Origin of the sequence: Flavobacterium luteum (assembly GCF_008806775.1) — a bacterium.
GTDB lineage: Bacteria > Bacteroidota > Bacteroidia > Flavobacteriales > Flavobacteriaceae > Flavobacterium > Flavobacterium luteum.
The window spans coordinates 329,786-344,538 of sequence record NZ_WAEM01000002.1 but is presented as its reverse complement, the minus strand read 5'-3'; the positions used below and the strand labels follow the sequence as shown (position 1 = coordinate 344,538).

Annotated in this window: 14 protein-coding genes and 1 tRNA gene; 13 read left to right on the top strand and 2 right to left on the bottom strand. The window is 34.4% G+C overall.

All coding sequences use genetic code 11. The annotated features are described in order from the left end of the window. The first annotated feature begins 68 nt into the window (after nt 1-68). From ruvB to F6464_RS05330, 4 genes are all read left to right on the top strand, one after another. Nucleotides 69-1,091 carry a Holliday junction branch migration DNA helicase RuvB gene (ruvB, locus tag F6464_RS05345; protein ID WP_151106773.1) on the top strand — a complete coding sequence of 341 codons (1,023 nt, stop codon included), beginning with the start codon at nt 69-71 and terminating at the stop codon, nt 1,089-1,091. A 130-nt stretch (nt 1,092-1,221) separates the two neighbouring features. Next, a complete protein-coding gene (locus F6464_RS05340) occupies nt 1,222-1,575 on the top strand; it encodes a four helix bundle protein (RefSeq protein WP_151106772.1) in 354 nt (117 codons plus the stop codon). A gap of 2 nt (nt 1,576-1,577) precedes the next feature. Next, nucleotides 1,578-2,516 carry a tRNA epoxyqueuosine(34) reductase QueG gene (queG, locus tag F6464_RS05335; RefSeq protein WP_151106771.1) on the top strand — a complete coding sequence of 313 codons (939 nt, stop codon included), beginning with the start codon at nt 1,578-1,580 and terminating at the stop codon, nt 2,514-2,516. 158 nt (nt 2,517-2,674) lie between these two features. Then, the gene (locus F6464_RS05330; protein ID WP_151106770.1) at nt 2,675-3,760 is read left to right on the top strand and encodes an acyltransferase; all 1,086 of its coding nucleotides are present in this window, start codon (nt 2,675-2,677) and stop codon (nt 3,758-3,760) included. A gap of 198 nt (nt 3,761-3,958) precedes the next feature. Here the strand turns inward: F6464_RS05330 and F6464_RS05325 are convergent, their stop codons facing one another. Continuing rightward, the gene (locus tag F6464_RS05325; RefSeq protein WP_151106769.1) at nt 3,959-4,984 is read right to left on the bottom strand and encodes a LacI family DNA-binding transcriptional regulator; all 1,026 of its coding nucleotides are present in this window, start codon (nt 4,982-4,984) and stop codon (nt 3,959-3,961) included. A 152-nt stretch (nt 4,985-5,136) separates the two neighbouring features. Between F6464_RS05325 and F6464_RS05320 the strand changes: the two genes are divergently transcribed. The 5 genes from F6464_RS05320 (at nt 5,137) to F6464_RS05300 (ending at nt 11,720) form a co-directional block, all read left to right on the top strand. Continuing rightward, the gene (locus F6464_RS05320; protein ID WP_151106768.1) at nt 5,137-7,782 is read left to right on the top strand and encodes a TonB-dependent receptor; all 2,646 of its coding nucleotides are present in this window, start codon (nt 5,137-5,139) and stop codon (nt 7,780-7,782) included. A 90-nt stretch (nt 7,783-7,872) separates the two neighbouring features. Further along, entirely contained in the window at nt 7,873-8,232 is a 360-nt protein-coding gene (locus tag F6464_RS05315) for a glutaredoxin family protein (RefSeq protein ID WP_151106767.1), read from the top strand. Between the two features lie 4 nt (nt 8,233-8,236). Then, nucleotides 8,237-9,616, top strand: a complete 1,380-nt coding sequence (locus tag F6464_RS05310; RefSeq protein WP_151106766.1) for an MFS transporter — start codon at nt 8,237-8,239, stop codon at nt 9,614-9,616. After that, on the top strand, nt 9,616-10,791 hold the full coding sequence (locus F6464_RS05305; RefSeq protein ID WP_151106765.1) for a glycoside hydrolase 100 family protein: 1,176 nt from the start codon (nt 9,616-9,618) through the stop codon (nt 10,789-10,791). Before F6464_RS05310 ends, F6464_RS05305 begins: the two co-directional genes overlap by 1 nt. A 2-nt stretch (nt 10,792-10,793) precedes the next feature. After that, nucleotides 10,794-11,720 (top strand): carbohydrate kinase family protein, encoded by a 927-nt coding sequence (locus tag F6464_RS05300; protein WP_151106764.1) that lies wholly within the window; start codon nt 10,794-10,796, stop codon nt 11,718-11,720. Between the two features lie 58 nt (nt 11,721-11,778). Here F6464_RS05300 and F6464_RS05295 read toward each other — a convergent pair. Next, a tRNA-Phe gene (locus tag F6464_RS05295) sits at nt 11,779-11,851 on the bottom strand. A 100-nt stretch (nt 11,852-11,951) separates the two neighbouring features. On the opposite strand from F6464_RS05295, the gene F6464_RS05290 reads away from it, so the two are divergent. Genes F6464_RS05290 through F6464_RS05275 form a run of 4 tightly spaced genes read left to right on the top strand, consistent with a single transcriptional unit; the run spans nt 11,952 to nt 14,751 of the window. Beyond that, on the top strand, nt 11,952-12,701 hold the full coding sequence (locus tag F6464_RS05290) for a type III pantothenate kinase (protein WP_151107129.1): 750 nt from the start codon (nt 11,952-11,954) through the stop codon (nt 12,699-12,701). Then, nucleotides 12,694-13,944 carry a hypothetical protein gene (locus tag F6464_RS05285; RefSeq protein ID WP_151106763.1) on the top strand — a complete coding sequence of 417 codons (1,251 nt, stop codon included), beginning with the start codon at nt 12,694-12,696 and terminating at the stop codon, nt 13,942-13,944. The genes F6464_RS05290 and F6464_RS05285 overlap by 8 nt, the downstream gene beginning before the upstream one ends. 44 nt (nt 13,945-13,988) lie before the next feature. Continuing rightward, nucleotides 13,989-14,543 (top strand): LPS export ABC transporter periplasmic protein LptC, encoded by a 555-nt coding sequence (gene lptC / locus F6464_RS05280; protein ID WP_151106762.1) that lies wholly within the window; start codon nt 13,989-13,991, stop codon nt 14,541-14,543. 19 nt (nt 14,544-14,562) lie between these two features. Further along, nucleotides 14,563-14,751 carry a hypothetical protein gene (locus F6464_RS05275; RefSeq protein WP_151106761.1) on the top strand — a complete coding sequence of 63 codons (189 nt, stop codon included), beginning with the start codon at nt 14,563-14,565 and terminating at the stop codon, nt 14,749-14,751. The last annotated feature ends 2 nt before the right edge of the window (nt 14,752-14,753 follow it).

The window sequence follows — 14,753 nt, the reverse complement described above, 5'->3', positions numbered from 1 at the left end:
TAAACTATAAAATGCCTTTCCATTCGAAAGGCATTTTTATTTGAATAGAACTTCATTACATTTGTATTATGAATGAAAATTTAGATCCTACAAACAACCGTTATAACCTTGACGAACTTGATCTTGAAAAAAAATTGAGACCTCTAAGTTTTGACGACTTTTCCGGTCAAGATCAAATATTAGAAAATCTAAAAGTTTTTGTTGAAGCGGCAAATCAGCGTAATGAAGCTTTGGATCATACACTTTTTCATGGTCCACCTGGTTTAGGGAAAACCACGTTGGCAAATATTTTGGCTAATGAATTAGGGGTTGGAATCAAAATTACTTCTGGGCCTGTTTTAGATAAGCCTGGAGATTTAGCAGGACTACTAACTAATTTGGAAGAACGTGATGTTCTTTTTATAGACGAGATTCATCGATTGAGCCCAATTGTAGAGGAGTATTTGTATTCAGCCATGGAAGACTTCAAAATAGATATTATGATTGAGTCTGGACCCAATGCTAGATCAGTTCAAATCAATCTGAATCCATTTACTTTAATAGGGGCAACTACACGTTCAGGGTTATTAACTGCTCCTATGCGAGCTCGCTTCGGAATTCAAAGTCGATTGCAATATTACACCACTGAACTTTTAACAACTATTGTACAACGTAGTTCATCTATTATAAAAATGCCTATAACTATGGAGGCAGCAATAGAAATTGCAGGTAGGAGCAGAGGAACGCCTCGAATTGCAAATGCTTTGTTGCGTCGTGTTCGTGATTTTGCACAGATTAAAGGAAATGGTAAAATAGATATTGAAATTGCACGCTATTCTCTTAAAGCATTACATGTTGATGCACACGGTTTGGATGAAATGGATAATAAAATTTTGAACACCATAATCGATAAATTTAAAGGAGGACCAGTAGGATTGTCTACATTGGCAACAGCAGTATCAGAAAGCAGTGAAACTATTGAAGAAGTATATGAGCCTTTTCTCATTCAGGAGGGATTCATCATGCGAACTCCTAGAGGTCGAGAGGTTACTGAGAAAGCCTACAAACATTTAGGAAAAGTTAGAGTGAATATTCAAGGGGGATTGTTTTAAAAAGCACGAAGAGGGAAGATGGAAGCAGGAAGAGAGAAGTTGGAAGCAGGAAGAAGAGATATATAAATTTATTATTTTTATAATTCCATATTTTACTTCTAACTCCCAACTTCCCACAAAAGAATAGCGTATGAGTTTTAAATTCGAAAAATTAATCATCTGGCAGAAATCAATGGATTTTGGAGAAGATATTAATGCTATTATTAAAGAATTTCCTAAACACGAAATCTACAATCTTTCTTCTCAAATTTTAAGGGCTTCGGATTCAGTTGCTTTAAATATTTCGGAAGGTTCCATAGAACAATCTAATGCTGAATTTAATAGATTTTTAGGTTATTCAGTTCGTTCAATTGCAGAAGTAGTTACTTGTTTGCACAAAGCAAGAAGAAGAAATTATATGACAGTTCAGGAATTTGATAAATTGTATAAGGATTGTTTCGATATGATGAATATGATAATTGCGTTTAAGTCCAAATTGAAGTAATAATGGCAACTTCCCACTCCCCACTTCCTACTTCCCACTATACTTCTTTCATCAAATCCGAAGCACAACGCCTCGGTTTTTTGACTTGTGGTATATCCAAATCTGGTTTTTTAGAAGAAGAAGCACCTCGTTTAGAAAGATGGTTGAACCAAAATCATCATGGTCAAATGTCATATATGGAAAATCATTTTGACAAACGATTGAATCCTAACTTGCTTGTTGATGATGCCAAAAGCGTAATTTCTTTACTCCTGAATTATTACCCTTCTGAATTTCAAAATGAAGAAAGCTATAAAATATCCAAATATGCTTACGGACAAGATTATCATTTTGTTATGAAAGAGAAATTGAATCAATTACTCCATTCTATTCAGTCAACTATAGGAGAAGTTTCCGGTAGAGCTTTTGTAGATTCTGCACCAGTTTTAGACAAAGCTTGGGCAGCCAAAAGTGGTTTGGGTTGGATAGGCAAGAACAGTAATTTATTGACCCAACAAGTCGGTTCCTTTTATTTTATAGCAGAACTCATTATCGATTTAGAACTAGAATACGACCATGCCACAACGGATCATTGTGGCACCTGTACCGCTTGTATAGATGCTTGTCCAACGGAAGCTATAGTCGCGCCTTACATAGTTGATGGAAGCAAATGCATTTCCTATTTCACTATCGAACTTAAAGACAATATTCCAGAAGCTATGAAAGGAAAATTTAATGATTGGGCTTTTGGTTGCGATATTTGCCAAGATGTTTGCCCGTGGAATAAATTCTCTAAACCTCACAGTGAACCTCTTTTTAATCCCAACCCAGATTTGCTATCCATGACCAAAAAGGATTGGGAAGAAATTACAGAAGAAACATTTAAAAAGGTATTTAAAAATTCGGCTGTAAAACGAACAAATTTTGAAGGATTTAATCGCAATATCAATTTCTTAAAATAAAAACAGAAACACCAATTAATTGGAAATAGTGTAGTTTTAGTAACTCGAAAAAGATAGAGGGTGTTTCTTTTTTAGTTAAAGTGCAAAATCAGGTTTTATTTTTTTATTACCAGAAAGTACATATTTTTATTATCTTGTGCTATCTAAAACTTAAAAAAATGACTACATCATCGACCGACAAACCTAATTTTCTTTATTATCTGCATAGTTTTAGAGGATTTGCAATTATCAATATTGTTGCTATTCATGCTATTGGTTTTTCTGCTTATATGGGAAAATCTGATTTTAACACTACCGTTTCTATTGGGAATGAAATACTGTTTCACAACAGTACCATTTATTTTGCACTTATTTCAGGATTATTATACACCGCTATTTTGAAAAAAAAAGGCTATCCACAGTTTTTTATGAGTAAATTTAAGTATGTGGTATTGCCTTATGTTTTTTTTACGCTCTTGTATACTGTTTTTGATAATAAGGTGTATGATTTTTTTGTCTATCAAACCAGTTTTATAAATTATCTAAAAGATTTACCACGCAATTTTATTTATGGGAAAGCCATATTTGTACTTTGGTATATTCCAGTGCTTTTATTTTTATATTTGGTTACGCCTTTGTTAGACTATATCTTACAGATAAAAAAATGGGGTCATTGGCTCATAGCTATTATCATTGCTATACCATTGTTAGTTCGCAGAGAGGAAGTTATGGAGTTGTATGATGGCGATTTTTTAAGTTTTCATAATATGATATATTTTACTGGAGCCTATGCCGCAGGAATGTATTTCGCTGATAACCTAGAGCGACGAATAATGTGGATACGAAAAAACAAAATTATTTTGCTGTTCTTAGCTATTGTTTCAACAGCATTATTAGTATATGTTACTCTTCAAAAAATAGATAGGATTGGAGTGTTTTCTATTCAGTCGAGTTTGTATTATGTCCAGAAAATTATTATTTCGTTGTTAGTACTGCTGTTTTTTAATAGTTTGGGCGAAAAACAACCTAAATGGTTACATCCCATTGCCAAAGATGCTTTTTCTATTTATTTTTTACATATACTGTTTATAGGTGTTTTTTTAGGTTGGGTAGGACATGTTACTCTCTTTCTTCCTATAATTCAATACAATGCTGTAATTGGCGGAGTATTTATTTTAGTTGCTAGTATTGCATTGAGCATGTTGGTTACAGGGTTGTTCAGGAAGCTTTTTGGTAAGTATTCCAGAATGATAATTGGCGCTTAAATAAAAACTATATCTCAACAACTTAGCTTTTTTTGTCAAAAATGTGAATTAGTAATTAAGAATCTCATTGCAAATTCGTGATAGCTTGATTTTATATAAGTAAAAAGAATAGGGATGATATTACGGAAGTAACATTTAAAAAGGGGTTTAAAAATTTTATTGTAAAAAGAACGAAGTTTGAAGTGTTGAAAATGAATATTACTTTCTTAAAGTAGATTCTCTTTCAATAATGTTCGTTCCTAACTCAACAGTTCTAGGTTTAAAAGGAAGGGCATCTTTATGACAAATCATTTCTTCTAAAAGTAAATTGAAAGCGGCAACACCCATTTCATAACTAGGTTGGTCTACCGTACTCAATTTTGGATTAATAACTTGTGACATAAACCAATTGCTGAATCCTATTACTGCAATTTGATTGGGAACAGGAATATTTTTTTCATTAAAATGTGCCAAAACGCCAACGGCAACCAAATCAGTAATTACAAAGATACCATCAACATCGGGATGCTCCTCGATAATTTGTTTAGCAAATTCAACACCTTCTTCAAAAGTTACGTGGGTGCAGGTATAAACGAGTTTCGAGTCGAAAGGAATGTCATTTTTCTCTAAGGTTTTTTTATAACCCAGAAAACGATCAATAGCATTTTGAGGGTTTATTGGACCTCGAATGTGGGCAATTTTCTTGCACCCTTTATTGATGAGATGTTGTACGGCATCCATTGCGGCTCTTTGGTCATTAATGATTACTTTAGAACTAGGTATTAGTTTTGAAATTTTATCAAATTGAACAAAAGGAATTTTACGATTGAGAATTTCTTTGATATGATTTTCGTCGTTTGAGTCATTTGAAAGCGACATCAAAATTCCATCAACTCTTTTATTTATCAATAATTCAACTTGTTTTTTTTCTAATTCAAGGGATTCATTCGACTGAAGAATAATAACGAGATAGCCGTTTTTTTCTGCTTGGGCAATGATACCGTTAATAACATTCGAAAAAAAGTGATGCACAACTTCTGGAATAATTAAGCCAATAGTTTTAGATTCTTTTGTACGAAGATTGACTGCAAAGCTATTGGGTGTATACTGTAATTTTTCTGCTAATGCAATTACTGACTTTCTCGTTTTTTCGCTAACATCAGGATAGTTTTTTAATGCTTTTGAAACTGTTGTTATAGATATTCCTAAAGTTTCAGCAATCTCTTTTAGCGTAATTTCTCTCATATAACAAATATCATAAAATTTATTTAGATAATCGAAAACGTTTTCGGTAATTTCGAAAACGTTTTCGATAGTATTATTGAATTCTATCGTATTGTAAATAACTAATTTCGAAATAAATAAACGTAAAATTTATTAATCAAACAATTTAAACCATGAAAAAAAGTACTTTATTTATGAAAAGACTCGGATTGATAGTAGCAGTCTTGCTTGTCAACTTGTCTTTTTCACAAAATGCCACGCTATCTGGGGTTATTTCTGATGCAAAAGGAAATCCAATACCAGGAGTGAATGTTAATATTCAAAACACTACTAAAACAACAGCTACTGATGCTGATGGGAAATACGTAGTGTCAAACCTTCAAAACGGAGAAGTAGTAGTTGTTGCATCCTATATTGGATACAAAACAGTAAGTACTACAGTTACTATTAGTGGTAATACCGTTCAGAACATTGCTATGACTGAGGATGCAAATGTTCTAGATGATGTTGTAGTGACTGGGGTTGTAAATCCTAAATCTAGATTAGAGTCTAGTGTTTCTGTATCTTCTATTGGAACTAAACAGATTGAGCAATCTGCACCAAGAACTACAGGAGAAGTTTTTAGAAATATACCTGGAGTAAGAGCGGAGTCCTCTGGAGGAGAGGGTAATGCTAACTTTAACGTTCGTGGTGTACCTGTATCTGCAGGCGGATCTAGGTACCTACAATTACAAGAAGATGGTTTACCAGTAATGTTATTTGGCGATACTTCTTTTGGTAACTCAGATAACTGGTTGCGTATTGATTCAAATATAGGGAGAGTGGAATCTATTCGTGGAGGTTCGGCTTCTACGCAAACATCTAACGGACCAGCAGGTATAATCAATATGATTAGCAAAACAGGAAAAACAGAAAGTGGTTCGGTTGCAACGACTGTTGGTGTAGATTTTAACACCAACCGTTTGGATTTTGAATATGGAACGCCGCTTGCAAATGGGATTTCTTATCATCTAGGCGGTTTTGTGCGTTCTGGAGAAGGACCACGAGCAGTGGGTTACAATGCATCACAAGGAGGACAATTCAAAGCTAATATTACAAAAGAATTTAAATCGGGTTATGTTAGAACTAGTTTTAAATTCTTGAACGACAAAACGCCAATGTACATGCCTATGCCAATGTTATTGCAGGGCACTGATTCGAATCCTACTTATGCAAATTTGCCTGGTTTTGACATCACAACAGATGGTTTGCAATCCAAGTATTTACAAGAAAGCACAAGTCCTACATCAAGCGAAAGTAATAATCCAACAAGAGATGTTCGAAATGGTAACAATCCAATTTCTAAATCAATTGGATTAGAAGCCGAATTTGATTTGGGAGAAGGTTGGAAATTAAGTGAAAAAGGTAGAATGTCTTTTAATAAAGGGAATTGGATAGCTCCTTTTACTGCTGGTGTTTATACTACTTCTGGATTTATTGCAGGTATTAATCAACCTACTATTCCTGCGGGGAGCTCCTTGACCTATGCCGATGACGGATCACCTTTTGCGCCAAGCAACGGATTGATTCAAAACATTCATATGTTTGATACAACCCAAGATAACTTAAACAACTTGTTTAATGATATTAAAATCACAAAAAAACTTGGTGATAACATTTCTGTAACCGCTGGTTACTTTACTGCAAGCCAAACTACCAAAATATCATGGCAATGGAATGCATACCTGCAAGAAGTGAGAGGCGGTGGCGATGCGAGACTAGTAAATGTAGATGGACTTTCAAGAAATGGACAATGGTCTTATGGAACTCCAGTTTGGGGCAACTGTTGTCAGCGTAACTACAACGTGCAGCACACTGTAAATGCACCTTATGCAGCCGTTGATGCTAATATTACCGAAAAACTTAATTTCAGTGGTAGCATTCGCTATGATAATGTAAACGTTGATGGAACTATTTCAGCCGGCAACATAGTTGGTCCTGTAGATGTGAACGGAAATACAACTATTGAGACTATAGAAACTTTGGTTCCTGTAGTACAAGCCACTAACAGAAATTTTGTAGCAGACAATTATGGCTATACTTCGTATTCAGCTGGTTTGAACTATAAATTGAACGATAACTCGGCAGTTTTCGGTAGATACAGTTTGGGAGCTTCTGGTAGAGCTGCAGACAGAAATGGTTACCGACCAGACGGTACTGCTAGAGACCAATTTGATCAGGTATCGCAGTTGGAAGCAGGATACAAAAGAAAATTCTCTTCAGGTTATCTTAACGCAACAGTCTTTCACAGTATTACTGATGAAGCGGCAGGAACAGCATTAAACTTGAATGCAGGAAATAAATACAATGCAAGCGGTTTAGAATTGGAAGGCTTGTATAATGCTGGAGATTTCTCTGTTGTTGGTTCATTAACGTATACCAAAGCAAAAATTATTGAGGACAGAACATCTGGCGTTGTTGGAACTAATAATGGAAAAACACCACAAAGACAGGCAGATTTTGTTTACAACTTGTCGCCAACATATGTCTTTGGAAAAAGCAAACAACATTTAGTTGGTCTTTCAGCACTCGGAACCAGCAAATCGTATGCATTTGATGACAATAAATTAGTACAGCCAGGCTATGTTTATATTAATTTATTATTAAAAGCGGGATTAACCGAAGGGTTATCTTTGTCTTATAGTGTTAACAATTTACTAGATACTGTTGGAATTACAGAAGTTAATGGTGTTGATGGCGCTTATAATAGTGATAGACTCGTTAGAGCACGCTCTATCACAGGACGTTCCTCTATGATATCATTACAGTACCGATTTTAAAAAGTTTTATGTTTTGTTTAGTTTATTTAGCAATTCCCGTACTTTTAGAGTATGGGAATTGTTTTTAACTAAAAATCTAATTTTTATTACATGAAAAGTTGTACTTATTTACTTATTTTTTTTACTTCTTTTTTTCAATTTAACTTGAATGCTCAAGCCATTGGAACTCCCGAAAAAAAGGTTGAAGAAACCAAGAAAGCAATTATAATTTATGGTAGCCTGGATTGTCATTATTGTATAGCGGCTAAAAATACCCTTATGGAAAATAAAATAGATTTCATCTTTTTTGACATTGACACCAATAAAGAAGCGCTAAACGAAATGCTTGCTAAATTACGAAAGGCAAACATCAGCACTGCTAATCTTGGGATTCCAGTAATAGATAAATACGGAGAACTTTTTTCGAATAATACCAACTTTGATGATTTTTTAAAAAGGCTAATACGATAAAAAGATGTTTAAAAAACCGAAACTCAATTTTTGGCAAGTATGGAATATGAATTTCGGCTTTTTCGGAATTCAATTTAGCTTTGGTTTGCAACAAAGTAATATGAGCGCCATTTATAAATATTTGGGTGCCGACGAAGCGAGTTTGCCCATGCTCTGGCTTGCTGGCCCAATAACAGGATTGATATTGCAACCTATTGTTGGAGCGATAAGCGACGGAACTTGGTCGCCAAAATTCGGACGTAGAAAACCCTTTTTTCTAATCGGTGCGATTCTTTCCAGTGTTGCCTTAGTGATTATGCCTTTTTCCACTTCCATTTGGATGGCAGCTAGTTTGCTTTGGATTCTTGATGCGGCTAATAATATTGCTATGGAACCTTATCGTGCCTTTGTTGCCGATAAGTTACAAAAGGAACAACACTCCTTCGGATTTTTGATGCAAAGTTTTTTTACTGGCTTAGGAATTACTTTGGCTAATTTTACTCCTGCTATTTTAGTCGCCTTAGGTTTTTTTGCTTTTACAGATAAAATGAGTAACGGCGTTCCAGTCTATACTTATTGGGCATTTTTCATTGGCGCTATTGCAGCAATAGGATCGGTATTACTTTCCGTTCTCACCACCAAGGAATATCCTCCAACAGAGGAAGAGTTGCTTCTTATGAAGCAAGAAAAACAAAAAAATAATATTCTTACCCGAACTTTTTTAGACATCAAAGAAGCATTTGTAACCATGCCTTTAACGATGCGACAGTTGATTCCTGTTAAGTTTTTTACCTGGTACGCCATGTTTTGTTATTGGCAATACATTACTTCTACATTATCTATTTCTATTTTTCATACTACTGATCAAGCTTCTCAAGGCTTTTCTAAAGCACAATTACTAACAGGTAATTTAAACGGAACGTATAATATCATTTGCTTTTTAGTGGCTTTTGCATTAGTTCCTATTGCTTTAAAAATCGGAGCCAAAGGCGTTCATTTCATAGCCTTAATTTTAGGAGGTTTAGGATTGCTTTCGGTGCCTTATCTAAACAATACCGATGTGCTTTTCCATATTTATAATCCTTTTGGGGCGTCGGTTGCTATAAGCACCATTTACTTGTATTCTTTCGGACTTGGTATTTCGTGGGCGTCTATGATGGCGATGCCGTATCAGTTATTAGCAGGTTCTATCCCCAAAGAAAAAAGAGGTGTTTACATGGGTATTTTCAACATGTTTATTGTCATTCCAATGGCGATTCAAATACTAACCATGCAATTTTTTGTCTATGATTTATTGGGAAAAAATCCAATAAATGTAATTCGATTGGCGGGTTTGTTTTTGATACTAGGAGCCATTTTCACCCTTTTTATTACAGTTAAAAATAAAAACCAAATTGTTGATTAATGAATACTATTGGTTATACTAAAGCAATTGAATTGTTGCTAAGCTGTTCTTCCGAAGAAGGATTTTTGGCAAGCGCACAAAATATTTCTAATTATAAAAGAGTTTGGGCTCGTGATGGGGTAATTTGTGGTTTGGCGGCATTGGCTTCGGGTGATGATGACTTGATAGCTACATTTAAAAACACCATTGATACCCTTGCTCAACATCAACATGCTAACGGAACCATTCCATCCAATGTGATGACTTCCAATTCAGAAAAAGAAGTCAGTTATGGTGGGTTGGCTGGGAGAGTAGATGCAGTTACTTGGTTTATTATTGGAATTTGTCAATATGCATTTTACAAAAAAGACCCCGATTTTGTTGTGCAATATGAAAGCAACATTCAAAAGTGTTTACAACTCATGGAAGCTTGGGAGTTTAATAACAAACACCTCATGTATGTGCCCCTTTCTGGAAATTGGGCAGACGAGTACATTACCGATGGTTATGTTTTGTACGATCAGTTGCTGCGCATTTGGGCTTTAAGGAGTTACAATTATTTTGCTAAAAAGCAAGCGATTCAGGATAAAATCGAAAATATTAAAAAGCAAGTTGAAATCAATTTTACGCCTAACGCTCTTGGAGAAAAATACCATGAACGCGCTTACAATGAATTGAATTTTGACCCTTTTATGCCCTGCTCTTTTTCTCCAGCGGGATACAAAGTTCAGTTTGACGCCTTTGCTAATTCCTTGGCGTTGATTTTAAATGTTGGAAATGAAAATTTTCAAAATGCGATGATTACCTATGCTGAGAATTTGCAGAAACAAACCAATTTGCAATTGCTTCCCGCTTTTTGGCCACCTATTGAAGAAAATGATATAGACTGGCACTTGTTAAAAAACAATTGCAAATACGAGTTTAGAAATTACCCCTATGAGTTCCATAACGGAGGAAGTTGGGCGATGGTAAATGGTTTTTTTGGATTGGCTTTGCTTTCAAAAAATAAAAGACAAGAGGCAGAAACTGTTTTAAAAGCCATCAATCACGCAAATGCGATAGAGAATTATAGTTTTTACGAGAATTTTAATACCCAAACCGCCGAGCCTAATGGAGTACCATTTTGCGCCTGGAGTGCAGCGGCAAGGGTCTTTTTACATCAAAATATATATACTAATTTCAAATTTCTTACTTAAAATTGGATACTTTAACAGACATTATTTGCGTAGGTGAGGTACTTATAGATTTTATAGGTCATGAAGTCAATACGCTAACACAAACAAAAGATTACCACCGATTTCTAGGGGGTTCACCCACAAATGTTGCCGTAAATGCCTCTCGTCTTGGGCTAAATGTCGCGCTTGTTGCCACCAGTGGTAGTGATGGTTTAGGAGATTATATTATCAACAAGTTGAATCACAACAAAGTGATTACGACACACATCAGGAAGTCCTTGAATACACCCACATCGGTAATTTTTATTTCTAAGTCCAAGAGCACGCCCGAATTTATTGCTTATCGAGAAGCCGATTGCCAAATTCTAGAAGACCAAATCCCGGATGAGTTATTGTCAAAATCCAAAATATTCCATACCACTTGTTTTGCTTTGAGCAAAGAGCCCGCTAGGAGCACTATTCTCAATCGTGCGCACAAAGCTAAATCCTTGGGGTTGCAATTGAGCATTGATATTAATTATTCGGAGAAAATTTGGCCCAATCGCTACGAAGCACATCAGGTTTTAAAAGATTATTTGTCAACCAATCCTTTGGTGAAAGTGAGTGAGGACGACTGTTTCCGATTTTTTGGAGAAAGCAAGTCAGAAGAATTTATCTTTGATTATTTCCACAAGCTGGGCGTTTCTACCATTTGTTTGACCAAAGGGAAAGATGGTGTGAAATTATCTGATACTACGCATGGAATTTATTTCCAAGAAGCCATTCCGTTAAAAGAGATTAAAGATACTACGGGCGCAGGAGATGCCTTTTGGACAGGGTTTTTGTTTGCGAAACTACTCAACAAAAACCTTGAGGAGTGTTTGACCATTGCTCAGAAACTGGCAAGTATAAAACTACAAAATGTGGGACGATTACCAGACAATATGAATATTATTTCGGAATTGTTGTAGACAATCTTGATACGTCTTAAAAACAAAAAACCCGAATATTTCTATTCGGGTTTTTTTGTGGTACCTCCAGGGATCGAACCAGGGACACATGGATTTTCAGTCCATTGCTCTACCATCTGAGCTAAGGTACCTCTTACTTTAAGCGGTTGCAAATATAGAACGATTTTTAATTTATACAAAACAATTATTAAAAAAAATCAAATCGTATCTTCGCATTCTAAAATTCAAATGATGCTTTTAGTAATTGATGTTGGAAATACTAGAATTAAAGCCGCTGTTTTTGAGGGTAATACCCTTTTAGAAACTCTTTTTTTTTCTAATGTAGACTTTCAAAAAAACAGTAAAACTATTTTAGATTCTTATCCTAAAGTGACCGATATGATTGTTGCCTCTGTAGGAAATAGAGATAAAGATGATTTTTTGGCATTAAATGCTAAAATAAATGTACATTTTGTAACTCACGAAACGCTCTTCCCTTTCCAAAATTTATATGAAACGCCACATACTTTAGGAATTGACAGAATGGTTCTTGCTGCGGGTGCGGTGTTGCAATTTCCGAAACAAAACCGATTGGTTATTGATGCCGGAACATGCATCACTTATGATTTTGTTGATAATGAAGATAGGTATCTTGGCGGCGCCATTGCTCTAGGAATTCGTTTACGGTACGAATCATTGCATCACTATACCGCTAATTTGCCTCTTTTAGCAGTAGAAAATGTTCCGTCTAATGAACAACAAGATTTAATCGGAAATTCTACGCAACAATCCATTCATTCTGGAGTTATAAATGGGGTTGTTTTTGAAATTGAAGGATTTATCAACGAGTATAGAAAGAAATATCCACAATTTATAATAATTTTAACGGGAGGAGACTCAGAATTTTTGGCTAAACGATTAAAAAATACCATATTTGCCAATTCAAATTTTCTTCTCGAAAGTTTAAATCAAATCTATCTATACACAACTAAAAATGATTAGAAAATTTATACTGCCTCTATTTTTACTTTTTTCTATAGTATCTTTTGCACAAAATGGTTCTGCCTCTCCGTATTCTTTCTTTGGTGTTGGAGATGTTAAATTTAAAGGAACACATGAAATTAGTGCTATGGGAGGAGTTGCTATACTTCCGGATAGTATTCATATCAATCTCCAAAATCCAGCATCATACGCTAGTATAAAGCTATCAACTTTTACTATTGGAGGAACTTTTAATGCAACAAAATTTAATTCTAATACGGCTAACGAAAAAGCACAAAGATCTTCACTAGATTATTTAGCGGTTGCTTTACCAATGAAAAAATTCGGATTATCTTTCGGATTAATTCCATATTCTACAGTTGGGTATAAGGTAAAAACAGAGGATGTTGCAAACAATATATCAAAACAATATACTGGTGACGGAGGATTGAATAAAGCTTTTTTAGGCTTGGGGTATCAAATAACGCCGAGATTGAGTATCGGAACAGAACTTGCTTATAATTTCGGGAGAATAGAAACCAATAACATTAGATACTTACTTACTGCTCAAAAAAATGGCTCTCAGGAGACTAATGTATCAGAAATGTCAGGGCTTACAATTAATTTTGGAGCTATGTATAATGCCAAAGTTAATAAAAACACCAATTTTTATAGCGCAATTACTTTTACTCCACAAAGTAATTTAAGTTCTAATAATCAAAGAGATATTTTTTCGATTCGTTATGTAGATGATTTTACATCAATACCTATAGATTATCTGGATACGCAAACTTCTAAAACAACTATTAAATTGCCTAGTAAATATTCCTTTGGAGTAGGTTTGGGTCAAAGTAAGAAATGGCTTGTTGGTAGTGAAGTTACTTTTCAAGGAAGCAATACTTTTAGTAATAGATTGAGTGTAGCCAATAATGTTAAATATGAAAATGCAGTAAAATATAGTTTAGGTGGATTCTATATTCCAAATTACAATTCGTTTACTAGCTATTTTAAAAAAGTTACCTATAGAGGAGGATTTCGATATGAAAATACAGGATTAGTAATTAATGATGAATCAATTAAGGACTATGCTTTTACAGGAGGTGTTGGACTTCCGCTGGGAGGAACTTTTTCAAATCTTAATTTAGGAGTTGAAATAGGAAGACGGGGAACGGCTAAAGCCAATTTGGTCGAAGAAAATTATGTAAATGTCATGATAAGTTTATCTTTGAATGACAAATGGTTTGTCAAAAGAAAATACGATTAATTCCTAAAAAAACTTTTCTAGATTTGTTTAAACTAAATTTTAAGATGAGCAATACCAATCATAAATTAGTTTTTATTACTTTTCTATTCAGTAATTTATTGTTGCTTTTAGGTTGCGAGAGTAATTTTAAAGAGATTCAAAAAATCAATTATTCAGAGTTTACTCCTAGCGGCGAAGCAGATGATTTCAATTTGAAATATACCGATTCAGGCAGAATAAAATCAATACTTATAAGTCCAAAAATGCTCGACTATTCTAATGTTGAGTTTCCGTTTACGGAATTTCCAAAAGGAATAGATGTAACTTTATACGATGCTAAAGGAAAAAAAACTTTTGTTGTTGCTGATTATGCTCTTTCTTTTAAAGGAACCGATGTCATCGACTTAAGAGGACACGTCAAAATTTCAACTGAAACAGGACAATTTCTAGAAACCGAGCAATTGTATTTTGACCAAAAAAACGAATGGTTTTTTACGCAAAAAAAGTTTAAATTTACAGACCCAAAAGGAGTTTCCTTTGGAGAAGGAATTGATTTTAGCAAGGATTTTAAAATTGTAAATTCCCAAAAGATAAAAGGAGAAGTTGACCAATCCGAATAATTAATAAAAAACAAAAGCAATGAATTATCTAAAATACACACAATATATTTATTTGGTTTTTGGAATATTGTTTATATATGTAGGCTTTACTAAAATAGGAACGGCAGAGTCTCCTTGGCTTAATTTTATTATTGCTGCAGTAGCTATTTTTATGTTTTTTTTCAGAAGAAAATTTGCTAAAAAATTTGATAACAATGCTAACAAGTAACC

What these genes read in the sequence shown, in the direction of transcription:
- F6464_RS05315 (WP_151106767.1), top strand. Translation starts at nt 7,873, where the DNA reads ATGAAAAGTTGTACTTATTTACTTATTTTTTTTACTTCTTTTTTTCAA.
- F6464_RS05340 (WP_151106772.1), top strand. Translation starts at nt 1,222, where the DNA reads ATGAGTTTTAAATTCGAAAAATTAATCATCTGGCAGAAATCAATGGAT.
- F6464_RS05320 (WP_151106768.1), top strand. Translation starts at nt 5,137, where the DNA reads ATGAAAAAAAGTACTTTATTTATGAAAAGACTCGGATTGATAGTAGCA.
- F6464_RS05330 (WP_151106770.1), top strand. Translation starts at nt 2,675, where the DNA reads ATGACTACATCATCGACCGACAAACCTAATTTTCTTTATTATCTGCAT.
- F6464_RS05310 (WP_151106766.1), top strand. Translation starts at nt 8,237, where the DNA reads ATGTTTAAAAAACCGAAACTCAATTTTTGGCAAGTATGGAATATGAAT.
- lptC (WP_151106762.1), top strand. Translation starts at nt 13,989, where the DNA reads ATGAGCAATACCAATCATAAATTAGTTTTTATTACTTTTCTATTCAGT.
- F6464_RS05285 (WP_151106763.1), top strand. Translation starts at nt 12,694, where the DNA reads ATGATTAGAAAATTTATACTGCCTCTATTTTTACTTTTTTCTATAGTA.
- ruvB (WP_151106773.1), top strand. Translation starts at nt 69, where the DNA reads ATGAATGAAAATTTAGATCCTACAAACAACCGTTATAACCTTGACGAA.
- F6464_RS05325 (WP_151106769.1), bottom strand. Translation starts at nt 4,984, where the DNA reads ATGAGAGAAATTACGCTAAAAGAGATTGCTGAAACTTTAGGAATATCT.
- F6464_RS05305 (WP_151106765.1), top strand. Translation starts at nt 9,616, where the DNA reads ATGAATACTATTGGTTATACTAAAGCAATTGAATTGTTGCTAAGCTGT.
- F6464_RS05275 (WP_151106761.1), top strand. Translation starts at nt 14,563, where the DNA reads ATGAATTATCTAAAATACACACAATATATTTATTTGGTTTTTGGAATA.
- queG (WP_151106771.1), top strand. Translation starts at nt 1,578, where the DNA reads ATGGCAACTTCCCACTCCCCACTTCCTACTTCCCACTATACTTCTTTC.
- F6464_RS05290 (WP_151107129.1), top strand. Translation starts at nt 11,952, where the DNA reads ATGCTTTTAGTAATTGATGTTGGAAATACTAGAATTAAAGCCGCTGTT.